General features: G+C 44.2%; 15 protein-coding genes, 3 tRNA genes and 1 pseudogene. 11 read left to right on the top strand and 8 right to left on the bottom strand.

Features of this window, described 5'->3' with window-relative positions; translation table 11 throughout:
- From RDO37_RS08965 to miaB, 5 genes and pseudogenes are all read right to left on the bottom strand, one after another.
- Positions 1–1095: 5-methyltetrahydropteroyltriglutamate--homocysteine S-methyltransferase (locus tag RDO37_RS08965; RefSeq protein ID WP_308498834.1), on the bottom strand; the 1095-nt coding region annotated here is incomplete at its 3' end.
- An 838-nt stretch (positions 1096–1933) separates the two neighbouring features.
- Positions 1934–2803, bottom strand: a complete 870-nt coding sequence (locus RDO37_RS08960) for an HlyC/CorC family transporter (protein WP_303074487.1) — start codon at positions 2801–2803, stop codon at positions 1934–1936.
- 357 nt (positions 2804–3160) lie between these two features.
- Positions 3161–3700: an rRNA maturation RNase YbeY gene (gene ybeY / locus RDO37_RS08955; RefSeq protein ID WP_308498833.1), complete on the bottom strand. Its 540-nt coding sequence runs from the start codon at positions 3698–3700 to the stop codon at positions 3161–3163.
- 475 nt (positions 3701–4175) lie between these two features.
- A pseudogene (locus tag RDO37_RS08950) lies at positions 4176–4883 on the bottom strand (PhoH family protein); the annotation flags it as partial.
- Positions 4884–5565: 682 nt separating this feature from the next.
- The gene (gene miaB, locus RDO37_RS08945; RefSeq protein WP_245580458.1) at positions 5566–6936 is read right to left on the bottom strand and encodes a tRNA (N6-isopentenyl adenosine(37)-C2)-methylthiotransferase MiaB; all 1371 of its coding nucleotides are present in this window, start codon (positions 6934–6936) and stop codon (positions 5566–5568) included.
- A gap of 667 nt (positions 6937–7603) precedes the next feature.
- Here miaB and RDO37_RS08940 point away from each other — a divergent pair.
- Both RDO37_RS08940 and RDO37_RS08935 read left to right on the top strand, forming a co-directional pair.
- Positions 7604–8389, top strand: a complete 786-nt coding sequence (locus RDO37_RS08940) for a NirD/YgiW/YdeI family stress tolerance protein (RefSeq protein ID WP_308498832.1) — start codon at positions 7604–7606, stop codon at positions 8387–8389.
- A 280-nt stretch (positions 8390–8669) separates the two neighbouring features.
- Complete coding sequence (locus RDO37_RS08935) at positions 8670–10556, top strand: hypothetical protein (protein ID WP_308498831.1); 1887 nt, start codon at positions 8670–8672, stop codon at positions 10554–10556.
- Positions 10557–10991: 435 nt separating this feature from the next.
- On the opposite strand, the gene RDO37_RS08930 is transcribed toward RDO37_RS08935, so the two are convergent.
- Complete coding sequence (locus tag RDO37_RS08930; RefSeq protein WP_308498830.1) at positions 10992–11804, bottom strand: hypothetical protein; 813 nt, start codon at positions 11802–11804, stop codon at positions 10992–10994.
- Between the two features lie 440 nt (positions 11805–12244).
- Between RDO37_RS08930 and RDO37_RS08925 the strand changes: the two genes are divergently transcribed.
- The 4 genes from RDO37_RS08925 (at position 12245) to RDO37_RS08910 (ending at position 13521) form a co-directional block, all read left to right on the top strand.
- Positions 12245–12844, top strand: a complete 600-nt coding sequence (locus tag RDO37_RS08925) for a hypothetical protein (RefSeq protein WP_308498829.1) — start codon at positions 12245–12247, stop codon at positions 12842–12844.
- Between the two features lie 421 nt (positions 12845–13265).
- Positions 13266–13340: transfer RNA gene (locus RDO37_RS08920), tRNA-Gln, on the top strand.
- 22 nt (positions 13341–13362) lie between these two features.
- Positions 13363–13438, top strand: a tRNA-Gln gene (locus tag RDO37_RS08915).
- Positions 13439–13444: 6 nt separating this feature from the next.
- Positions 13445–13521, top strand: a tRNA-Met gene (locus RDO37_RS08910).
- Between the two features lie 530 nt (positions 13522–14051).
- Here the strand turns inward: RDO37_RS08910 and RDO37_RS08905 are convergent.
- On the bottom strand, positions 14052–14492 hold the full coding sequence (locus RDO37_RS08905) for a hypothetical protein (protein WP_303075135.1): 441 nt from the start codon (positions 14490–14492) through the stop codon (positions 14052–14054).
- 1031 nt (positions 14493–15523) lie between these two features.
- Between RDO37_RS08905 and RDO37_RS08900 the strand changes: the two genes are divergently transcribed.
- The 5 genes from RDO37_RS08900 to RDO37_RS08880 all read left to right on the top strand — a co-directional run bounded on the left by RDO37_RS08900 (position 15524) and on the right by RDO37_RS08880 (position 22900).
- Positions 15524–15919, top strand: a complete 396-nt coding sequence (locus RDO37_RS08900) for a NirD/YgiW/YdeI family stress tolerance protein (protein ID WP_052338969.1) — start codon at positions 15524–15526, stop codon at positions 15917–15919.
- A gap of 376 nt (positions 15920–16295) precedes the next feature.
- Entirely contained in the window at positions 16296–16721 is a 426-nt protein-coding gene (locus RDO37_RS08895; protein WP_308498828.1) for a NirD/YgiW/YdeI family stress tolerance protein, read from the top strand.
- A gap of 573 nt (positions 16722–17294) precedes the next feature.
- Positions 17295–20501 carry an FAD-binding and (Fe-S)-binding domain-containing protein gene (locus tag RDO37_RS08890; RefSeq protein WP_308498827.1) on the top strand — a complete coding sequence of 1069 codons (3207 nt, stop codon included), beginning with the start codon at positions 17295–17297 and terminating at the stop codon, positions 20499–20501.
- A 469-nt stretch (positions 20502–20970) separates the two neighbouring features.
- Entirely contained in the window at positions 20971–21489 is a 519-nt protein-coding gene (locus RDO37_RS08885; RefSeq protein ID WP_027939714.1) for an isoprenylcysteine carboxylmethyltransferase family protein, read from the top strand.
- A gap of 331 nt (positions 21490–21820) precedes the next feature.
- On the top strand, positions 21821–22900 hold the full coding sequence (locus RDO37_RS08880) for a suppressor of fused domain protein (RefSeq protein ID WP_303075047.1): 1080 nt from the start codon (positions 21821–21823) through the stop codon (positions 22898–22900).
- Positions 22901–23088: 188 nt separating this feature from the next.
- Here RDO37_RS08880 and RDO37_RS08875 read toward each other — a convergent pair whose 3' ends face one another.
- The gene (locus RDO37_RS08875; protein ID WP_308498826.1) at positions 23089–24702 is read right to left on the bottom strand and encodes an HNH endonuclease domain-containing protein; all 1614 of its coding nucleotides are present in this window, start codon (positions 24700–24702) and stop codon (positions 23089–23091) included.
- Between the last annotated feature and the right edge of the window lie 31 nt (positions 24703–24733).

The following is a 24733-nucleotide window of genomic DNA, read 5'->3' as shown; positions in this document are numbered from 1 at the left end:
GTCAACCTTAGCCCATTGCTCATCTTCGGTAAGGGAATTGCCCTCTTCAGTAGAGGCAAAACCGCATTGAGGTGAGAGGCATAAGTTATCAAGTGGGAAGTACTCAGCTGCTTTGGCAATACGCTGCTCTAAGAAAGCCTCATCTTCAAGCTCAGGGCGCTTAGAGGTAATGACACCTAAGACTACTTGCTTGTTCTTTGGAATGAGCTGTAATGCCTCAAAGGTACCAGAGCGCTCATCATCATACTCAAGGTAGAAAGCATCGACGTTCTCATGAGCAAACACTACATTGGCTACGCGATCGTATGAGCCCTTTGAGAAGTAATGAGAGCGGTAATTACCACGGCAAATGTGAGTACAAATTCTGAGATCTTCAGGCTTGTCTTGTAGTGCAGCATTATTGGCCTTGAGGTAGAGTGATGCCAAATGATCTACATCTAGACCGCTGTTTTTTACGAGTTCTTCATCGCACAGTACTGGCCAAGTACAATCATCAATTTGCACTGAGCGACAGCCTGCTGCATAGAGATCTTTAATTACAGTGCGATAGGCTGCGCCAATGTCTTCGATTAGTGCCTCTTCACTTGCGTAGAAGTCGCGCCAATTAGTCTTAAGTTCAGTGTTGCGTACATTAAGGAAAGTAGCCAAAGTCTGAGCAGGGGCAGGAATGGTTTGTCTTGCAACTAAACCATCTGCTAAGGATTCAAATTGCTTAACAAACTTAAAGTGCTCGACAAAAGGGTGATTTTCACCAGAGATTTTGCCGGTGATAACTGCAGTCTCGGCACGAGTATCAATACCCACAAAGCCGTAACCACGTTCTCTAGAGGCCTTCTCAACACCCGTCAATCCCCACATAAAATCCAGGTGCCACCAGCTGCGACGAAACTCACCATCGGTAATGACTTTAAGACCATGAGCAACTTGCTTTTTGACAAGGTCGCTAATGCACTCGTCCTCAACTTTCTTTAAACCAGCGTCGTCCAATAGACCACCTGCGTGAAGTTTGCGTGCATTATGCAGCACGTCAGGACGTAAGAATGAGCCAACTACATCAGCACGGAAAGGAGCGTTTGTTCTAACGGTAAAAGCCATAATAAAATCTCCAAAAGGTGTCGAGCACCTAATTTATGTGTGGGGAATGGAGTGACGGATTGCATGCTTACATTGCTAAAAGTGCTTGATGCTTAACTCAATCATTGAGCCCGTCATTTGTGAGAAACTTTACCAAAGAAAAATAGCAGCCCTTTATGCAGCACTAAAAGTAAGCCTTAAGATGCGCCCTTGCTTTATTGCTGGGCGCTACTTGTATATCTAGGAAACACTGTGCTATGTAAAAATTATTCTAATCATTCAAATCACCCAAAATTGAGTGAAAAGGCGCGTACATCAATCATGCACTATTCAATAGTGGCAACGGCTTAAATATGCCAACAATTCGCTCAAAAGTACCAATATCGGCTCAAAATAACCTATGGCACAAAAACAATAGGAAAATATTAGCCCTGAGCAAGAGGTGTGTTTAGATAACGCACCGAATAAGGGACTGAGATTTTTGCAAAAGCTCGCTAAAGGGGCATGATTTACTCACTGTTAGCTCATGCCTCAGCAAATGCTTTCACGAAAAATAAAGATAATGGGATGAGCGCTTAAGCCGTGTTAGGGCAATAGAGAGTGCATTTCAAATGCTGGCAAAAGGCTGGACACTCCCGGCTAGCTCATTAGAAAGTATGAAAGGTAGATCATTAAAATCCATGAATGCTAATAGCGATCAATAGTGCTAAATAGCAAGTAACAATGCGCACGAGCAGGGGGAAGTAGCTAAGATCTTTGCTGTGGGAGTAGCTTATATCTCGGCTAAGGGATGAGCATGCTACTTACACATGGTAAGTAGCATGGAGGCAAGAGGTGCTTGCCAAGAAGAGGACGTTAATTATTCGTCTTCTTTGGCCGCTACAGTAACCTGCAGGGTGTTAATTTGATGGAGTTTGGTGTCGAGAACCTTGAAGGTAAACTCGTTGAAGCTTACTTGCTCATCCTTTTGTGGGATGTGGCCAAGGTAGTGCAGTGCAAGGCCTGCAACAGTATCTACATCAATATCAGGGAAGGTAGTCTTAAAGTATTCTTCAAACTCTTCAACTGGAGTGCAGCCAGCTACGATGTAGGTATTCTCACCGCTCTTGGTGATGTTAGTACCCTCAACTTCAGTCTCGTACTCGTCGTTGATTTCACCGACGATGAGCTCAATGATGTCTTCAATAGTGATAAGACCGCATACACCACCGTACTCGTCGACCACAATAGCCATGTGGAAGCGGTTTTTCTGAAAGTCCTTGAGCATGCGATTAACGTGCTTGCTCTCCGGAACAATCACTGGCTTTCTTAAGAGATTTGGAAAGTCGCTGATCTTCTTGTCGCACTGATCTGCCATAGGGAGCAGATCTTTTGCCATTAAGATGCCCTGAATATGATCCTTATCTTCAAAAGATACAGGATAACGGGAGTGGCCATACTTAATTACAATCTTGATAGCCTCACCAATAGTGCACTCACTATCAATGTCTCTGATCTGAGAGCGTGGGATCATTACATCAGCCACACGACGCTGTGTGATATCGAAGACTCCGCGAATCATATCCTCAGTTTCTTCGTTAATGATGTCATCCTGGCTAGCCTGCTCAATAACCTTAGCAAGCTCACTTTGGTTGGATGGGAGTCCGCGTTTTAAGACGGCACGCATGAGACGCTCACGTGTACGTGAGAGAAATGACATGTGTTGCGGAATTTCAGATTCAGATCCCATAAGAAAGTTTTCAAACTCCTGTACTCAAAAACATGATGTCATTATAGCCTAGAGTTACTTTAGATTGGCGCAAACTATGTTTTAGCGTGAAAGAGCCCGCAAAAACTTGCCAATTAAATTGCCACAAATGACCAATTCTCTTGATTTGCACAACTTTAGGCAGCACATGATCACCTTAAGCTATCTTAGCGCACATAGTTTAGCTTCATGTGAAGTTAGGCAAAGTGCTTACAAATTTACACAAATGCTATGCTCTCTAGTGATTAGCGGCGCGTGCAAAGAGATAGCGTTCAATGAGCTAACGTTCAATGAGCGAACGGATAGTTAGATGAGGTGCTGTATGAAGATGAGTTCTCTTTAGTCTTCATCTGCAGCATATGGATTGGCATAGCCAAGTTTTTCAAGCACTTTAATCTCGATGCCTTCCATCTCTTCGGCTTCTTCATCGGTAATGTGGTCGTAGCCAAGTAAGTGGAGGCAACCATGAATGATAAGATGGGCAGCATGCTCAGTTAAGCTCTTGTCTTGCTCTTGCGCTTCTTTAGTTAGCACTGCCATGGATATGACAAGATCGCCAAGATAGGTGCCCATATTCTCATCGCCTTCTTCTTGGGCTGTAGCATTAAGCTCAGCTAAGACCTCCTCTGGCAGAGTAGCAAGCTCTTCAGGCTCTTCGTATGGAAAAGAGAGGATGTTAGTAGGCTTATCCATCTGACGGTATTCACGATTGAGAGTTTGGATCTCATCGTTAGTTACAAAGCGTGCAGAAAAAGCACAGTCTTTAGCAAAACCTACATAATCAAAAGCAGCGCGTGCCCACTTTTGCATGTCTTCAAGTGCAGGTATGAGCGCAGTGTCTTCAACGGCAATTTGTAAATCGATATTGATCTGTTGCATACATGATCCTTTGCCATATAAGCAAAAGGCTCCATTACAGAGCCTTAATGTATTAAGCATCAGCTCATACATATGCTGATGCCTCTAAATAGATGGTGATAGAGCGCAATTACTTTGGTAATTGCTTTAGCAATTAGATATCTTCTTTAGCTAAAGTGGACTTGGCAGCCTTGGATGGCTCATTATCTTCGTCCATGAGATCATCGATGGCTTTGTCAAAAGATAGACCAGTTGAGAATGCCTTTTGTGCCTTGCTATGTTCGCGCTCTAAAGAGTCCATATCTTCTTTTAAGGTACGCTCAAACTCATCGGTAGCCGCAAAGCTTACGCCATGAACGCTTGATGGGTCAGCTTGCTGATCGCCATTGCTATTAGTCTCACCTTCATCACCTGGGATTTGGTATTCAGCGTCGATGTGCTTTTCTAAGCGATCATCATAGCGGCGTGGTCCATAGCGACGCTCAAAGCGTGGTGGACGCTCTGACTTTTCGCGCTCTTCACGCTCATGTTCCTTTTTGTCCCAAGCATCGTAGGCATTAACAATGGCTGCAACCACTGGGTGACGAACCACGTCATCAGAGATGAAGTAAGTAAAGGAGATGGCATCAACCTTAGAGAGCACTTCCATAGCATGACGCAGACCGGAGCGTACATTCTTTGGTAAGTCGATCTGAGATGGATCGCCTGTGATAACTGCCTTGGAGTTAAAGCCAATACGAGTTAAGAACATCTTCATCTGCTCGATGGTGGTGTTCTGTGCCTCATCTAAAATGATAAAGCTGTCGTTGAGAGTACGACCACGCATATAGGCTAATGGAGCAATTTCAATTACCTGACGCTCAATGAGCTTTTCGACCTTTTCAAAGCCGAGCATTTCAAAAAGGGCGTCGTACAGAGGACGTAAGTATGGGTCAACCTTTTGAGATAAATCACCAGGGAGGAAGCCTAACTTTTCACCAGCCTCAACTGCAGGGCGGGTTAAGATAATGCGACGTACTTCATTACGGGTCAGTGCATCCACCGCAGCAGCTACTGCAAGGAAGGTCTTACCAGTGCCGGCAGGTCCAATACCAAAGCTCACATCATGGCTAATGATTTGAGAAATGTAGCCAGCCTGATTTGGAGTACGGGCTTTAATCACACCGCGCTGAGTCTTTAATGATGAGGCTTTGTGATAGAGCTCGCCTACGCTACCACGCTCACCATCTTCTTTACCCTCGCCTTTACGCACGTGCTTTTTAATGGCGGTGCGGGCGTTTTCAGCGGCCTCAAGCTGAGTATCTTGATCGTAAAAATCCAGTGGATTTGGACTATCTTCTTGATCAGCCTCTAAGTGGGTATTCTCAACAATGGCTAAGTTAACCATGTCAGGAGTGATGAAATTAGGCTTGCGCTGTTTGCCGATAGGAGCAGTTTCGAGATAGAGCTGTTTGATAATACGCTCAGCTGCAATCGCTTTCTTGCCGTGGCCTTTGATGCAGAAGCCAGCGTCAAGATTTAAGATTTCAACACCTAAACGCTGAGAAATTTGCTGCAGGTTTTCATTACCTGGGCCAAGTAAATAGGCAATACGCTGACGATCAGCAGGCTCTACATTAAAGCGACGCTCGTCGCCATCTTTCTCGATGTTAGCTTTGGTCAATTTTTGCTCCTAGATAGCTAAACAAAGTACCGCATGATCTTAGCCCAAAAGGCCAAAAGAATCACTAAAATCTAGTTAAGTCTATTGCAAATAAACCAACATAGACTGTCTGTGGCTACATCATCAACATGCGGCAAGTAATATTGCTGCTGTATAAATACAACAAAGCCGAAAACCCTAAGGTCTTCGGCTTTGTATGATTTAGCTATCTAAAAGATGGCTATTAGGCGTTAACGATTTGGCCCTTAAGGGTGTGGCTCATAACCTTAATAACGTCGATATCAATCATCTTGCCCACTAAGTCACGGCTGCCCTCAAATACGGCAATACGGTTGTTAGAGGTACGTGCCTTGAGCTCGTTCTCGTTCTTACGAGAGATACCCTCAACTAAAACGCGCTGACGGGTGCCAAGCATCTGCTGAGAGTACATGGAGGCATACTCTTCAAGCTTAGCCTGGAGTACATAGAGATTTTGTCTCTTGTGATCAAGTGGAACTGGGTCTTCTAAGTCAGCTGCTGGGGTGCCTGGACGCTTGGAGTAGATAAAGCTAAAGGAGGAGTCAAACTTAATATCGTTCACTAAGCGCATGGTCTCAGCAAAATCTTCATCAGTCTCACCAGGGAAGCCCACGATGATATCGGTGGAGATATAGATATTTGGACGGGCCTTACGTAATTTAGCTACTAACTCACGATAGGAGTCAGAAGTGTAATCACGCTTCATCAGCTTTAAGATGCGATCAGAACCTGACTGCACAGGAATGTGGATAGAATCAGCGATGATTGGCAGATCGGCAATGGCCTGCACGATATCATCGGTAAACTCCATTGGGTTGGAGGTAGTAAAGCGCAGACGCTCAACACCTGGAATGGAGGCTACTTCGTAAAGTAAGGATGAGAAACGACCCACCTTGCCTTCGGCATTTAAGCCACGGTAAGAGTTAACGTTCTGACCTAAAAGGTGGATTTCCTTAACGCCGTGCTCTAAGTGGATAGCAATCTCATCTAAGATGTCTTGCTCAGGACGTGAATCCTCGCCGCCACGGGTGTGAGGCACGATGCAGTAAGTGCAGTTATTAGAGCAGCCTTCCATAATGGTTACAAAGGCGCTTGGACCACGCTGACCTTGCTCAGGCAGAGCATCAAACTTCTCTAAAGCCTCAGCCTTAACGTCAACGATATGATCGCCAGTTGCTCTAAATGCAGCCACCATAGCAGGCAGACGGTGTGCAGTACGAGGACCAAAGACGATAGATACGCCCTTGTTCATCTCAATAATTTGCTGACCAAGCTCAGAGCCTACGCAACCGCCTAAGGCAATTACGGTCTCATCGTTAGTAACACCGCGATGACGCCAGGTTGCGATCTGATTGAATACCTTGTCCTCAGCCTTTGCTCTAACAGCACAGGTCACGAGAATAATAACGTCAGCACCATCAGGCTCTGCCTTCTCCACATAACCAGAGGCTGTCATCAAATCACGGATACGATCTGCATCATATACGTTCATTTGACAACCCCATACTGCTACGTGGAAAGTACCCATTTGCAGTTTGGCGTTAGTGTTAATCCTGATACCAGTTATCTCGGACATTAGTGTGTACCTTTTGCTAGATCCTGTAGGTTGATGATGCAAAGCTTGTATAAAGCGGCATAAACAAGGGATGCAATCCCAAAACGCGACATTATAGCGCTATTATGGGAAAAACCCACACAATTATGTGCCTAATGCGCATCTTAATCAGTTTTACGCATTCAAACTTAGTCAATTAGCTATCGCGTCAAGCAAGATGCGATCGTTTCTTATAGTTTAATTACGTCTTGTATCTATCAGTTAGCGCTGCAAACTTAGCTATGCTAAGGTTCAGCTAATTTGTTTGGCTTAATATAGCACCCGTATTTGTATAGCTTTGATAAGAGGGGCAGCTTATCTTATTAGTATCGTACGCTCTAAGAGTACGGCTTGTTACTCTCGTGCATAGCATGGGGGTTTTATGCTCTCAAGCGTAATGGATGATGCACTTAATTAGCATTTGATAGGCACTTAGATTAGAATCTAGCCCCCTAAAAGCTCAGATCTTGCATATAAGATGTTTTATATACTTATGTCTAACTTTGAGCTAAGAAAATTCAAATACAATAAAAGTTAATGGGCTGTAGCTACTTTAGCTGCAGTGGAGTGATTGGCAAAGATCAAACTTAGGAACTGTCCAACTAAGATTTAAGCCAAGCTGTAAGACCGCCTAGGATGGGATTCGATTATGGCCTTGTTCAATGGTGTAATCAAAATGCATAGACGTTCAGTGCTATTGACAGCAATCTCTTTAGCATTTGCTGCCTCACTTGCTATGCCTTTTTCTCAAGCACAAGCTAAAGATAAGTACCATGAAGCTTTGCGCATGCCTACGGGTTTTGATGTTTACTTAACCTCAGTGCATCAGGTGCAAACTGGTGCTTCTGATGAGGCTGAAGTGCTAATTAAAGGTCGTCTTACAGGCTATCTGTACGATAACAACTACGAGTTCACCGATTTAATTGGACAGTCAATTGAGGTTGAACTTGATGATGACGTCGATTGGTCATATGTGCACAAAGATCAGCTCATCGAAATTTACGGTGAAGTTGACCGCAACATGTTCAAAGTGAAGATCGACGCCAAGCACTATCGTATCCTCGAAGAAGTTAACAATGCTGCCATGCAAAACGCTAGCAATGCCACTTTAAATGTTGCTAGCCAAAATGTAGCCACCGTTGCCGCCGCCGATGCAAGTGCTCCAGCATCAGGTGCGGTCGCAGCAACCACAGCCGCCGTAGCACCAACCGCAACAGCAGTGGCCGCAACAGCTGCAAATCCAGCCGCGACAGCTGCAGCTAGTGCAGCTATAGCACCGACTGAGGCAACAACGAGCGTTATTGCAAGCGATACTGCCGGATCTCCTGCAGTGCTGCAGTCAGCTGTTGCAGTTGAAACTGTTACTAATAGTGAAACAGTAGCTGCTAAGAGTGGGCAAGATAATGCTCAGGGCGTAACACAAAACGCCAAATAGCTACATAAGCAACATTAATGAATAGCCACTGAGGCTATTTAAGGCGATATGAGAGAGGACGGTTAAGCCGTCCTTTTTTACTTTTTATCCTTGTGAAAGCAGGGCTAATTTAGATCTAGATCAACAAGTGACGAGCTAGGCTTTGCTTTTGCAATACATTTAGCACTTACTGATAGCAACACTCTTGCACGACAAGCTTTGAGTGCGTTAACAAGTAAGAAAGATTTTGTGTCTAAGCAAGATTGTATTGGCATTTTCTCTACCTAAGTAGGAGGTTAAATTGCTAAGTAAGTCTACCTTAAGTATTTGCATCGGCGCGTGCTTAGTCACTGCCTTGCCGACACTTGCTACAGTGCATGCAAGTACTGCTAATAACGTGTCTATTTACGCAGGCGATGATCCCGTTATAGATCCTATTACTAAAGAGCTCTTAGAGGGTGATGCCGCACGAGAAGCCATCGCTCAGGCTCAAGCCCAGCAATCTAGCAATATAACTATCACCAACAAGTCACAAGGTGCTGTAGCGCCTGCTAAAGCTGATTGGACAGACTTGCCTGCTGATGCTCCTATTTTGCCGCTTGGTGATGAGGTCGTTTTAGAGCCTGCCAAGAACATTTCGATTGGTGAGCAAAATGGTGCTGTGATTGACTCTGCTAGCGCTATGGTGGCTGCTAAAGAGGCCAATACCCCCGTTGAGAAAGCAAGACGCTCCATTGCTGTAGCTCAGGCTCAAGAAGAGGCTCAAAAGAAAGCTCAAGAAGCAGCCAAAGCTCAACAAGAAGCTAACGAGGCACAAGCTAAAGCTAATGCTGCTTTAGCTGAGCAAGCTCGTGCTCGTGCAGCTGAGATTGCCATGCAAAACTCCACGGCAGCAAGTCAAGAGCAGAGCCAGACTAAAGCTGATGCTAAGAGCACTGCAGATGCAAAAGATATGATCTCTGCAGATGCAAAAGCTAAGAGCGAAGATAATGCTGTAGTTGCAGCCGCTGCTGAACCAAAGAAAGCTGATGAGAGTGCCAAGAAGAGATCAAAAGATCGCGCTGATGCTGAGAATGTCTCTAAGGCTATTGCAGCAGTTAAGGAGCATTACAACGCTCCGTACGATGACAAGGCTGACAAGCGCTTAAAAGATAGATCAAAAGACAGGGTCAAAAGCTACGGTACTAATAAGACTGCCTCTGAGTATCAGTATGTAGCTAAACCAATGCTGCCTGAAAAGCCAGCTTATAAGCAAGCTAAGGTAGGTACTGCTTGGGATCCTGAGAGAAATCGTGTCACCTCATACCCATCGAGTATCGTTACAGCCGCAACCAATGCAGCTGCAGCTACAGCCTCAGTAAATGCCGCCGTGATCGCCTCAGCTCAAAGTGTTCCAGATCATGGGCCATTTAAAGGTACTGTCACAACCCTAACACAGTCACAAGCTGCAACTCAAAACCAAGCTGTCACATCCGGGCAACAGGCACAAGCTCAACAACAAGCTCTAGCAGCCCAAGCACCTGCTCAAGCTCCTGCGCCACAAGGCAAGGCTCATGGTGGTAGCAATTTAGTTGCTGTAGGCTCATCTATTGAGGTGCCAGGCACTCAAGATACAAGCTCAGCTCCAGTACGTGAGCAGTTAGTAAAGGTGTTTGGTACCAATACCCCTTCCATGGTTGGTACAGTTGAGGAAGTGGCAGCTTATCGTAAAGAGTTAGCCAACAACCAAAACGTCAACTACACCAATCCACCAAGTGTTTATACATATACAGATCAGTACGGTAATGTAGTGACCGTCGAAAATCCAAATCAGTATGATGTGAACTACGATATTTACTTATACGACTACATTGGTAGCCATGGTCAATTACCTCCAGGTTGGGAAGGTGGTTATCCACCACCTGGTTGGCAGCCTCCACCAGGTTGGGTGCCTCCAACAGGAGCTAATCCACCTCCAGGCTGGCCTCCTAATCACCCAGGCTGGAGACCACCTCCAGGATGGCAACCACCACCAGGATGGCAACCTCCAGCAGGCTGGCCGCCACATTACCCTGGTAGGCCACCTTCATCTTCAGGCCCAAGCTATGCGCCACCACCTGGTATGCATGAGCCTCAGCATCCGATAATGCCAGGCACTCCTGGTTGGCCAGTTGATCCTGGTGTTCAGTACGTACAACCACGTAAGTAGCAACGATTATTACTTAACAAACCAAACAGGGCAGCGTCTTATGACACTGCCCTTTTTTACGCCCAGAAAAATCACCACAGAGCAGCACGATCGCGTCCCAAAAGAAAATATGCTCTTTTGGCGCTGTCGAGGTTACGTTTTTTAAGATCGAAACAGAGCATGATCTCAGATATAAAAGACTGGAACTCCCATTGCGTTACATGCATGGGCTTAATGATTTTGGCTGCATGGCCGTAATTATTTTGCTTTGAATGGCCAGAATGGTGTTGGGACTGAGTGACTTGAATGCTTTTAGTGTTGATTGGGCGTAATGATTTGGCCATGACATTATGCAGGCATGGCAATGAGGATGTTTGCTAAGGAGCGCAAGGAAGGGGGCTTGGCAAGGACGTGGCTACAACGAGAGTGGTAGTCGTTTTTTTTAGGATTAAGTGGCTACTTCTTATCGACGCCAGGAGTTGGGAACTTTTTGTAGAAAGGCTCGTAATAGTAAGGATCGTATTCAGTTGGATTAGTGCAGTTGTAGCAAGGTTTAGAGGACTTTTGCCAATGATTTTGGGTGTCACGGATAGATGAGACACGCACTACCTTATCAGCAGGTGTTTCTAAGGTGGCGCTAGTCGAATCTGCACCTGCTAAAGTAGCAACCTCAACTAAGGATAATGGCTCTGCTAGAGAATCTTGCGCAGAGGCTACATTAGCAGCCTCTTGATCGGAGGCTACATTAGCAGAATCTTGCGCAGAGGCTACATTAGCAGCCTCTTGAGCGGCGGATTTATCATCAGAATCAGTTGGTTGTGGTGACTCATTATTATCTTGTGCAGGAGCTGCTACATTGTCTTTGCCATCAGTTGACTGTGTATCGACTTGAGCATCATTTTGATCAGCTTGCTGATCTTGAGACTCCGTGAGTGGTGCTATTTGCTTGTACAGCACAATGCGGCTTGGGGCTGCACCTTGAATGTTAATGAGTTGAACTTTGTCCTCATCAAACACTAAGTCAGTTTTCTGCAGCGCATTTAGGTACTCATCTTCATCCTGAGCTCCCCATGACTTACCACTGTAGTCAGGGATCATGTAGACAATGCGATTGTCTGCTTGCGATGAGGATGTTGCACTTGCCTTAGCATTACTCTCATCATTAGATGCTGAGCAAGCACTGAGTAATAAAGCTAATGCGCTTGAAATTACGCACACAGATGTTTGTGGCTTTGAAATTAATGAGCGGGAATATTTAGCTAAGAACATGGTTCAATCCATTAATCCTTCAACTAAGGACGTTTAGTTCTACCTAGTTAATTAGGCAAAGAGTACCACATCTATCATAAGCTAAATTGCTCTAAAGTGTACGACAGATTAGATTGCATTGTTGGACAGCATAGGGCGAGCTCGATAAGAGCTCGTATAGTCATTCTCTTTGCTTATTTGTAGATCATAATGGCTTATAGATAGTATTGACTTAGGGAAATGGGATTCGTGACAGAAAAGGTATGTACAGGTTTCTATATAATCTACGTGTGACTTATAAATAGCATAGACGACAAGCGCTAGGATATTTTCGATAGAGCACATGCGATAAATATAAGCTTCTTGGCTTTATCGTAAACAATCAAAACGGCCATGTACATTAATGGGCATGGATATAGGACTCATTTTGCGCAATGCTGGTTTAGATCAGAGAGGTTTGTATGAGAAAACTGATTTTAGGTGCTGTGATTAGCGCAGTCTGTTCATTTTCAGCACCAAGCTGGGCAGCTCCACATATAAGCCCTGAAGAGCTTGAGCAAGTTGAAGATTTTCCAACCCAATTTTCTGATCAAAAGGCCTGCATTGCCGGCGTGCACTATATGCGCAGTGCATTTGGCAATGTCTTTATGCTATCTCAACATGGCTATAAGACCATGGGCGTAGAGGGGAATGAGCGCCTCAATTTGCAAGAGCTTCTTTTAGACGAGATGCCTGCTATCTTCATGAAATACGGCGTTTCAAATCGCAAATTGGGCATCGATACGCTCTCTTATAAGACCTACATGCTCACAGTTTTGAATATGCAATATAACCCTCAGTACAGCGCTAAAGGCTACGAAGTGTTCTTTGCTGAGCAGATGCAAAAGTGCTACACCCACTTTAACGAGTTTACCGAAGATGAAGGCTTGGAATTCGACATCATCGACTCTATGGGCCTACCTCAAGATATGGGCTGGGACTCGTTTGAAACTATCAGCGACTATACAAGTGAGCAAGGCAAGCCATTCAAGCTTGATTTTGAGGGCAATCGCATCAACTAACAAGCTGCCACACGTTAAAGTTCCTCATGTATCGAACATGAGGTTCCATGCACAAGGCTCAACTACAAGCTAGTTTGAGCCTTTTTACTTTTATGCCCGTGACTACATTAAGGTAACTGTCTGTTAAGCAATTATCTTGTACGCTGAGGTCTTATTTAGCACCACAAAAGAACAATCTATACACACTAGACTAAAGTAAGGTGATGGCCTAAGAGCTATGATTGTTTTGCTTAAGTCTAAGTGTGTGCTGTCTAAAACTCACATTCAAAGCTGTCTGTATTTTGGCTTATACAAGCCTTTGATATAGGGAGTGATGGTTGCAAGATGATAGAAATGTAAAATTCTGTTTAAAAGCTATTGACAGGCTTAAACTATCAGATATAATGAGCGCCGTTGTCTTTGACGACAAACTCAAGTGTTTAGGGGTATAGCCAAGTGGTAAGGCAACGGGTTTTGATCCCGTCACGCCCTGGTTCGAGCCCAGGTACCCCTGCCACTAATTGAGTTTTTTTTATCGTAGGGGTATAGCCAAGCGGTAAGGCAGCGGATTCTGATTCCGCCATTTCCAAGGTTCGAATCCTTGTACCCCTGCCACTAAGTGGCTATGTAGCTCAGTTGGTTAGAGCGCGGCACTCATAATGCTGAGGTCACTGGTTCAATTCCAGTCATAGCTACCACTTCTCCAACACCCATCAGGGTGTTTTGTTGTTTCTGGGCCCTGTAAAAAGCTCACTGCAACACTCTCCTTTAGGCCTCATCGGCTCATTCAAAGCTCCATTTCCTTTGACAAGCATCCTTTTTAGCATCGTACTATCGCCTTAGTTTGCTTTTTTGTATACCACTGGTTAGCTTTGGCTAACTGTTTATGATGTACTACGGCTTGCATGCAGCCTTTGGCAGTGATTGGTGTTGTTGAGCGCTAGAGGATGCGCTTATTATCTGGCGGGTATTAAGGCTTGTTTGTACGATACTTTTGGCTTAGTACTTTTGGAGCAGTTAACAGCAGTACAATTTTAGTTGTTTATGTGGTTGATGCTGTGGAAAGTGATGATTTTGGGTTGGGCTAAAAGAAACAATCCTGCACGAGGCTAAAAGCAAGCCTGCACGATGCTAAAAGCAAACAAGCCTGCACGAGGCAGGCTTGTTTGATGAAAATAGGTGTAATTGCAATTAGTGCTAGAAGCGATGCGCTTGTGGCTATGTTTGCTTAGCGACCACTTTGCAAGGTGCGTTCGATACTTTGCAGGATGTAACGAGTGTTTTCGTTATTACGCTCGAGCACTGCAATACGATTATCAAAGTTGTTCAGCTCTTGCTGCAGGAATCTGTAGTCCTGATCGGTCTTGCCAACTACGCCCTGTACGCCATGGAATTCAGCAGATACACGGTTTAAGTTGTTACGCACGCCTTCAAGCTCGCGATAGTACTCAATCAAGGTGTTGTTAAGATTGGTTACCTTGGTCTGCAGGCTACGTACATCAGTTGCACTTGAAGAGTTGTTCAGTGACTCTTTTTGATCTGCAACTTGTAAAGTTAAGAACACAAGTTGCACTGCCATTACGATAACCGCAATGGTTAAAGCTCCAGTGATAAAGAGTAATGGCTTTTGAGAGTGGAATGTCTTAGTTGGATTGTCGTCTCTCTTCATAAATCACGTCTCTCTTTAAAAGTTGAGCACTGCTACCTTTGTTGACAAAAAGCATCCTCAATAACTTATCGATGATGCTGCGTGCACTGATGATAAAAACAAGATGCTTGAGATCTTGCGGTGTATCACCATAGCGATATTAGCACAATCAATGTATCTAGGATGATGAATTTTACAGACAGGCATATGATGGTGCTAGGCATGGTGTATGGGCATATGCTCAGAAAACTTTTGCATATGCTTAGAAAATTTGTGCATATGCTTAGGAACTTGAGCATAGGCAAAAATGTTTTGCATAAGCAAAGTTAATCGTGTTGGCCTTTAACTCTATGTGAGTAAAGGACGCAGCTTAAATGCGCACACTACGCCGTGTATTGTTCAATATAGCAATATGCGCCAGATTTGTAATTATCATTAGATAGAGCCTATGTTCTTGCTCACAGTTTTCTTTTCATAACTGTTATCAGATGCGGTTATTGTTCTGATCTTAAGATCTTGCATGGGGTGATTACACTTTTGTTTGCTAAGTTTGTGCTGTGCAAAATGGTGGAGTTTTGTCTTACTAAGCTTAAAAGTGTGATGCATTTGGCGACGTTTTTGATGGCGTAATTGTGCAAGATTATGCCAATGCAGATGGGATCAGGCTTTAGCGATAATTGAGGGTGTTTTCTTAGTTTTGACTTAGCTAAGATTTAGCGGAAACTTAGATAAAATAAGGCTTTGTAACAGATTGGAACAAAAAAATTAAAAAAAATTTAACCTTCCTTGAAGCCCGATGAAATCAATGTTTGTGGCGATCTTAGGCTCTAAGATCTGACAGATGTTTGCATAAATATAGGTGCTACTAAGTTTCAGCTAAGAACAATAGTTTTTAATGAACTCATACAAGGTAACGCACCGAGCTGAAGCTCACAAAGGAATAAAGTTGAGCTTATTAAAGACAGTTGTTGTTGTCACTTGCAAATACATTTTGCACTCAGTTCGTGGCTAAAGTTACTACTCCTAAGTATTTTCAAGTGAGGATTCAAATCATGACTAAGTTATCTGTTATCGCCGCAGCTTCTGCTCTCGTATTAGCCTCTTCAGCTGCTTTTGCTGCTCAGGCTCCAGCAGGCTTTGAGAACGCAGGCAACCCAGCCGCCCCTGCAGGTTTTGGCGCTCCATCTGCTCCAACCAACACCATCGCTCAGTTAGTTCAGTCAGGTACTGATGAGCAGCGTGTATCTGTAACTGGCCGCTTAACCAACTTCTTAGGTGGTGAGAACTACGAGCTTACCGATGACACTGGTCGTATCCTCATCCAGCTCGACGACGATCGCAACTGGGGTCACCTCCAGAAAGGCGCTCTTATCACTGTATTCGGTGAGTTAGATCGCGAGCACGGCAACGTTAAGATTGACGTAGACGACGCCGTTTTAGCTAAGTAATAACTTAGGTTTCAGCACTGAAAAACTAGCCTTAGGCATGGTCATGTTGAAAGCTTAAGGCTAGATTTGCAAACAAACGTAGGGCGCAAATGCTGCACTATGCTTTTATCTAAGATGACTTCCATCTTAGCTTAAGTGGTTAGCGTCACCACGCTTAAAATTTAACTTTAAGCACAAGGATGCCAGGTTTCTTTATTCAAAGCTTAAATAGCTTTTGCCTTTGCAATCTTAAGCCTAGGCTTGTAAGAGCCGTGAGCCTCTTGTTAATGATATTGCATTATTGCCGCTTGGCTCTGATAAGTCGTAATCCGTAGGCATGCAAAGACAAGTACAAAATCTTATGGTCTAACAAACTAGACCAACATGGGTGATTCTTATGAAGACTTTAAAAGTTTTAGCCGCAGTTGCAGCATTATCCGTTTTATCCACTCCAGCTGCTTTTGCTATGGGTGGTCCATCTGGCTTCAACACTCCAGCAGTAAACACTGTTGCAGACGTAGATCGCAACGCTTATGACGATCAGCTTGTAACTTTACGTGGTGCTTTAGTTAACTACTTAGGCCACGAGCGTTACCTCTTTGCTGACAGCACTGGTACTATCGAAGTTGAGTTAGATGACGATTACGACTGGTCTTACGTTTCTAAGGACATGCCAATTGAGTTAGTTGGTGAAGTTGATAAGGACTTCTTATCCACCTCTATCGACGTAAAGCGCATTACTCCACTCAATGGTACTGCAGCTCCTGCTCCAGCTAATGCCGTTCAGGGCTTAGCTCCAAATGGTGCAGTTCAGCCACGCTAGATTCCAAGCATAATGTCTTAACCAAGCTAATTAATACCGTGGTTATTACTCCAAATTTAGCAGTCTGATTGATGACTGCTATTTTGGTGAGCTTAGCTAGGTTGAGTACAAAGCACGTACTAAGCCCTCGTTTGCGTTGTCAAACGGGGGTTTTCTGTTTTTAGAAAGGTTATTTGTTGATCGGATGTTCCCTAAACTCTACAAAGCTGTTTTGTATCCATTCATAGTCTTAACTTTTTGATGCCCCATTTGGCCGCATAGTGCTCTGAGATGGTTAAATGGATAGAAAATTTCACTTTAGATGCGGGTTTTTTGTAAGGTTATGAGGCGATATGTAGCGGCTTGGAGCATGACAATAGGGAGGTTCGTGAGAGTTTTAAAAAATTGTTGGGCGGCTGTTGCTTAGCTTTTGAAAACTTGATGAGTTTTGCCTAGAGATGCGCTTTGGCTTATCATTGAGGCTCATTTTTTGTCGTTAGACAGTCTAGACAGTTTTAGTTTCACTTTTTGCCATGCAACAGAATTTAGGATCTGTGCATTTACTATCACACGGGAGTTATGCAAGTGACGGTTATGGTTCCTCGTATTTACAATCTTAGAAAGATTGAGACAGCATACGTGAAGTTTCTCGAGGCACTGACTTCAAGCAACTTTTCAGGCGAGATTGAAGACCGTTATGCAGCAAGATTATTAGTTGCTACCGATAACTCTGTCTATCAGCGTATGCCTCAGGCAGTGTTGTTCCCAAAGAGCAAAGAAGATGTAGTTGAGATCTTCAAATTAGCCTCACGCTCAGAGTTTAAGAGTGTGAAGTTTGCTCCACGTGGTGGTGGTACTGGAACTAATGGTCAATCTCTTACCGATGGTATCGTGATTGATATGTCTCGCCACATGAAGAATGTATGGGACTTTAACCCACAAGAGCGTTCTATCTACGTTCAGCCAGGTGTGATTAAAGATGAGCTCAATGAGTTAACTGCTAAAGAGAACTTATTCTTCTCACCGGAGCTGTCTACATCTTCACGTGCCACCATTGGCGGCATGCTCTCAAACGATGCTGCAGGCCAAGGATCATTAGTTTACGGTCGTACCTCTGAGCATATTTTAGAGGTGGATGTTGTTCTTGAAGATGGCTCTACTGCGCTGTTTAAGCCAGTAAGTGGCGATGAGCTTAAAGCAAAGCTTGCCCTTAAGAATCTTGAGGGTGATATCTATCGTACTGTCTACTCCCTGGTTAAAGACAATGCCGCAGCTATTAAGCAGCATTTTCCTAAGCTAAACCGCTTCTTAACTGGCTATGATCTCGATCATGCTTATGATCCTAAGAGTGATACTTTAAATCTGTGCCGTTTAGTCTGCGGTGCTGAAGGTACTTTATGTACTGTAGTCGGAGCTAAATTAGACTTAACAGTTAAGCCTACTTATCGTGCTTTATGTGTGGTTAAGTATGAGAATTTCGACTCTGCCCTGCGCCATGCTAATGCCTTAATCAAGGCTGGCGTATTCTCAGTTGAGACTGTAGATTCTAAGGTACTTAACCTTGCTAAAAAGGATCCTGTATGGCTCTCAGTTAAAGACTATATTACTGATGTTGAGGGCGCTGAGATCTCAGGTGTCAACATTGTCGAATTTAATGGCATGGACACTGAGAATGTTAAGGCTTTCATGCTCAAGCTTTACGATCAGACTATTAAGCAGTCTCAAAAGCGTCAGATGGGTATTTTAGGTGCTTGCATTGTTGAAACTAAGGAAGGCATTGCAGCTGTTTACGGTATGCGTAAGAAAGCTGTAGGTCTGTTAGGCTCAGCTGCAGGTGCTAAGAAGTTAGTAGCCTTTACCGAGGATACCGTCGTTCCTCCAGAGAACTTAGCCGATTACATCTTGGAGTTTAGAGCTCTGCTTGATGGCATGAACGTAACTTACGGCATGTTTGGTCACGTTGATACTGGACTTATGCACGTACGTCCTGCCTTAGATCTTACCACCGATGAGGATCGCGAGAAGCTAGTTAAGATCTCCGATGGTGTCGTCGAGTTAGTTAAGAAATATGGCGGTCAGATGTGGGGTGAGCATGGTCGTGGTTACCGCTCATGCTATGGTGAAGTGTTCTTTGGTGAGCTCTATCCATTAGCCCGTAAAGTTAAGGCTGCCTTTGATAAGGACAATCGTCTCAACCCAGGTAAGATCTGCGTGCCTTTTGGTAACGAGACTGACAAGTTAGTTGCTGTTGATGATCCTATGCGTGGCGATCTCGACAGAACTATTGATATTCGAGTACGCGATAGCTTTGATGGTGCTATGAACTGTAATGGTAATGGCCAATGCTTTAGCTACTCAACAACCTCTTTAATGTGTCCAAGCTATCGTTATAGCAAAGATCACGTCAAGTCTCCAAAGGGCTATTCAGGCTTAATGCGTGAGTGGCTGCGTTTAATGACTGAGCGTGGTGTGGATATTAATGCAGCTGAGGAAAAACTCACAATCGAGGCCTCTCGTGAGCGTACTTTTAAAGAGTCTTGTGTGGCTGCTGTCTCTTATGTAGGCAACCTATTTGAGCGTACTTACAACACTCTCTTTGAGCGTGAGGACTTTAATCACGAGTACTTAGGTCATGTGGCTACTTGCTTATCATGTAAGTCCTGTAAGACCCAATGCCCAGCTCACGTAAACTCAGCTGAGCTTAACTCACGTTTCTTAAACTTCTACTACAGCCGCTATTTACGTCCTTCTATGGACTTCTTATGCATGAATGCTGAGCGTACCAATCCATTAATGGCTCGCGTACCTCGTTTGTCTAATGCATTACTGCAAAACTCCTTAAGCAAGCTGTTAGTTGAGAACATCTTTAAGTTTGTTGATCTGCCTAAGTTCAATGAGCGTACCTTACGTCAGCAGGCTCAAGATGCCAACATTCAGGTGTTAACTGCCAAAGAGGCAGAGGCACGTGCAGCTCATTATGATGTCATTGTTGTCTCTAATGCCTTTACTGCAAGTTATGAGGCTGATGGCCTGATTGATTTAGCTAAGTTAGTTCGCTCCATGGGTTTTAAAGTGGCGATCTTAAAGCCATATACCAATGGTAAGCTCTTAGTGATCCGTGGTGCGCGTGCAGCCTTTATTCGCAAGGCTCGTCCGCAGGCTGAGCGTTTAGCACGCCTCAATGCCAAGGGCTTAACTTTAGTGGGCTTTGATCCAGCGCTGACCATTTGTTATCGCGATGAGTACAAGTCCCTCATACCAAACTGCCCTGACTTCAACGTGATGCTGCCAGAGGAGTGGTTAAAGCAGGCTTTAGCTAGCGAGAAATTCTTAGCTAAAGAGGCCAAGATCAAAAACGCACTTGAGGACATTGTGCGCAGAAAGACTCCAGATCAAGAGGTTTCTTCAGGTGCTGTTAATGAGGATGTGATTGCATCTTGCGATTACACTGAGGACTTCTATCTGTTCTGTCACTGTACTGAGCAAGCTTTAGTGCCTCTGTCAGTACAGATGTGGCAACAGATCTTAGCTCACTTCAAGCTGCGCCTCATGCCTGTGTCTGTAGCTTGCTGCGGTATGGCTGGTCTCTTTGGTCATATGAAAGACAATTTAGATGAGACTCGTACCGTTTACGAGCAAAACTGGCAGGCAAAGATTCGTGAACGTGACTTTGCTCAGTGCTTAATCACAGGCTTCTCTTGTCGCTCACAAGTTCATCGTATGGAGCACAAGCGTGCTAACCACCCAATCCATGTTCTAGCTAACTTGCTTGAACAGGCTGAAAAAGAGTCTAAGCGCTAAGAGTGAGCCAAGACTCTGCCAAAAGCCTTAGCTCTTAGGCAGTAACAACAATGACACTGCCTAGGAGCTAAATGAGCCTCAAAGGCACACCTTGGTGCGCCGTATTGAGGCAATTAGCACTCAGGTGCTTACTAAAAAAACTCAGTTTTGTGATCTATGGAGCCTCGCACATGCGGGGCTTTATCATTTATGCAGCCAACTCTTTTGCTAGCTGTTAAACTTGTGCCCAAGGTTGGGCCTAATCTTGATGATGCCTGCCTTGTGTAAGGGCTTGAGATCGCCATGTTTGATCTTGAGGCTCTAAGCGTTTGTACATGTATATCTGTGTACAAATTTATGAGTTCATGCTTATTGAGGGTATAACTCTCCCTTAGTGCCAAGCCACTAGCTATTGCTTGTGGAACTAGCCGCAGCAGTGTTTGTATGAGCTTAGTTGTTGTTCTCTATGTTCCTAATAGTGGTTTAAGCAATGGTATTAAGCGTTAAAGATAAGATCTTTTATTTCTTAGGATTCTTTGGATTTATCGTAGTGGCTCCTGCAGTGATGTATTTTATTTCTGTGCAGTGGCCAATGACTTTCTTACCTGAGGATGCCTCTACTTACATCTTAGGCGGCCTTACCTCAGCTGTCGGTCTTTTCTTTGCGATTTGGTCAAACTATGCTCTCGTAGTTAAAGGCAAGGGTGCTGCAGGTAACTTTGGCAACATCAAGATGATGACCGAGACAAAGCACTTAGTTACCACTGGTCCTTATGGCATTTGCCGTAACCCAATGCACTTAGGCGTATTCTTATACTTCATGGGCTTATCTTGTGCCTTAAATTCTTTAGCCACCTTAGTGCTGCCGCTCTTTATCGTGGTCTTTGCATATTGCTTTGCCATCTTCTTAGATGAGCCACGTCTGCGCAAAGACTTCCCTGAGGAGTTTGAAGAGTACTGCCAAAACGTACCTCGTTTTATGCCAAAGATTCTGCGCTGGCGTAGTTAATACCATCGTAACGGATTCAATTTAACCAAGCGCCCAGAAGGATTTCTCCTTGCTGGGCGTTGTTTTTTAGTCTCTAGGCAAGTGGTGCTTGATGGTGAAGTGCTCTTTGGCTGCCTTGGTTAAATTGCAAATATAAGCGAGTATTTGCAAAGCTTTAGTCATTTGAGGTAAATACGCATCTGCAATAGGCTACAATAGGCACGCACTTAAGATCACTTAAGGATAACTGCAATGCCTTATGACTTAAGTTGCAGCAAACTTACTTAAGTTTGCTTAGCTTATGGCCCGATATTTTGGGACGTTAGGATTTTGGTTTAGAGGAGATTGAGACATGGAGCAGGCAGCAAAAGCTCAGATGTTACAAAAGGTAAAGGAGCTGTATGAGGCAGATGCTTATGCAGGCATTATGGATCTGCTTGAGCCTTTACTTGATGATATCGATTACGAGCTTGCCTTAGAACTTGCACGTGCCTATATCAATGCTGGCAATGCTATCGAAAGCTCATCAGCTGAGGCTGTAGGTTTAGCAGGCTCTGCTGAAGATCTCTACATGAACGCCAACGCTCTGTTAGATCGCTTCGCTGGTGATGGCAAGGAGCACTCAACCTATCTGTTCTACAAGGGCTATGCTCTGTTTAAGCTTGGTTTAAGTGCCGATGCTCAAATGCGTTTTGAGCGTGCTCTGCGCTTTATTAAGTTTGGCAGCGAGGACAAGCTGCTGCCTACTATTCAGCGTATGCTTACCCTGTGCAAGACCTTAGATCCAGACAATCATGAGATCTCTCTTAGCAAGCAGGACGAGGCTATTATTGATGAGCACATCAAAAAGAACTTCGGTACCTACAAGATCTTATTCAAGACTGATCGCTATGAGCTGTTAAACATTGCTCCAACTGAAGAGCACCCATTTAACCTCATTATCACCAAGGGTGTATCAGGCAGAAAGTTAAATGTACCAGCAGGGGTGGATGAGCTTACTAACAGCCGTATTGAGCTTGCTATCTGTCTGCCAAAAGAGTGGGAGTTTTCAAACTCTGAGAGCTACAACTTATGGCCAATCAACACCTTATGTGAGCTCATTAACTACATCTTAACTACTGATGAGTTCGTAGGCTTTGGTTACACCTTCAACCAAAACCGTACTTTACATTCCTCCACTGACTTCACTGGCGGTATGCTCACAGCATTAGGCGCTTATGATAAGAACGTACAAGAGGTAACTCTTTCAGATAACTCTTTAGTACGCTTCTTTGAGTTAGTACTCTTATTCCCAATGGAGCTTGCTTTCCGTCAAAACCACGATGCTGCAGCTCTCTTAGAGGTATTTGCCCTTAAGGGTGTAGTTCCTAGCCCAGTACGCAAGCGTATGGATGTTTGCATTGAGGCTGCACCTGTAGTTGAGAAGGTATAAGGACGCATAGTCCTTGCGTCTACATCAAATGAGATGTGGGTAAAAGCCTAGCAACATCAAGGAAAATACAACTTTTCTACAAGGCCGCCATTTGGCGGCTTTTTTGCGCCTATAAGATCTAGCTGACGGTAGTATTCCAGCGTCTAATAATAACTAGATAATGATGGTATTCCTGGTGCTAATAAGAACTAGATGATGATGGTGTTCCAGCGGCTAAAGCCCTGATTGATGGCCACTTGATAGGATGGACGAATTTCGTTGCCGATAAGATCACAGAAGTCTGAGTCACTAAGCTTAGTAAGATCATTGATAGATTTACCGTGACTTATTTCAAGGTAGTGATCCACTATAAGCTTAAAGTCTGAGCCGAGGTTATTGTCTGAAGCTACAAGCATGGCTCCACCATCAGACTTATCATCTGCCTCAGGTGAATCATTTTCGCTATTGGCACGGTTAAAGTGGAATCTAAGGAGCTCTTGATGTTGTTTTGCTAATCTCTCAATGCACTCAAGCGGTGGGAGATTATTGCTCTTAGAACTATTAGCTGAGTCATCAAGAGGAGTGAGGTTCCAAATCATGTCATGGTGAACAAAAGACCATGGCAAGAAGTGGTCTAGTGCAAAGCGATCATGCGCCTTAAAGTGCACATCATCGTAGATAGAACGTAAAGGCCCTTGTTCTTGTAAGTAGGTTGAAAAGTACTTATGTTGCACCTTCAGGCTATTACGCACTTCTTCAGGGGCGTACAGCTTAGAGACAATGGCCGGCATCAGACGATTGTGCTTTTCCATATACTCGGCTAAACGATGGTAGCTAAAGGCTCTTAGCACCATGATATTGGCTCTAAAGTAGCCGCCATACAATGGATTAAAGACTACTAGATTAAGCTTCCTAAATGCATTTTGGGGGAGCATGCCTTTGAGGCATGACAGTAGCTCATCAGCATGGCTAGTTAAGGCATTTATGCTCGATACATCAGTCAAGATAGGCGATGTCGCTGTCTTAGTAGCTGAGCTATCACGCGAACTTTCAATAGCATCGAGTAGCTCACTTCCAGATGCCATAATGCAGTATGGGGCATTGTTGCTCAGATCTGATGCCTTAGCATTGCCATTCCATGGAGATAGAAAGCGATCAGGGACATAAATGCTCAGTTTAAGAAGATCGCCACAAAAGTCATTGAGCTCAGATAAGAAGAACTCCATGAGATCATGAGCCTCATCGCTCATAACTCTCGTTTGTGGCTGCTCAAGCTTGTGCATGCTTGCATTGGTATCGGCAGGATTAGCTGGTAGATAAATACGCAGGCGTGATCCTTTTGTAGATGCAGTGTGGCTTAAAAGCTGATGATAGTAGTTATAGAGTTTAGTAAGATTCTTTTTGCCAGAGATACAGGTAATTGGTAGCAGCCAATCGCACAGACTATCTAGCTTAAACAAGTCCTCTAGAGAGCATGGCATACCATTTAGATGAGTTGAGATCTCAAGGCTCTTGCATAGCTTAGGCAGATGACTTTCAAAGATACGTTCTAATGTGTCGATGCGCTCTGGCAGAACATCCTGCAAGCCAAAGGAAAAGTGAAAGGTCTTGTAAGGCGGATAGGCCTTAGACAGCATCATGACAATCAGTTCATTAAGCGAGACAGAAGCACGGCCTTGTTCTACAACATCCAATAAAGATAAGCCCCACCAAAACTTGTAGGTAGTTGTGGTTGTGTCATAGAGCCTAGAGATCTTTTCGACCTCTAGATTATGACCATCCCAACTTGGAAGGTTTAGGAATGAGCTTAAACCATTTGCCATGTGAACAGTCTCTTTTTCAACTCAAACTAAA

The organism is uncultured Anaerobiospirillum sp., from assembly GCF_902485895.1.
Classification (GTDB): domain Bacteria; phylum Pseudomonadota; class Gammaproteobacteria; order Enterobacterales; family Succinivibrionaceae; genus Anaerobiospirillum; species Anaerobiospirillum succiniciproducens.
The sequence above is the reverse complement of the archived record's forward strand: the minus strand, read 5'-3'. Positions and strand labels throughout refer to the sequence as shown.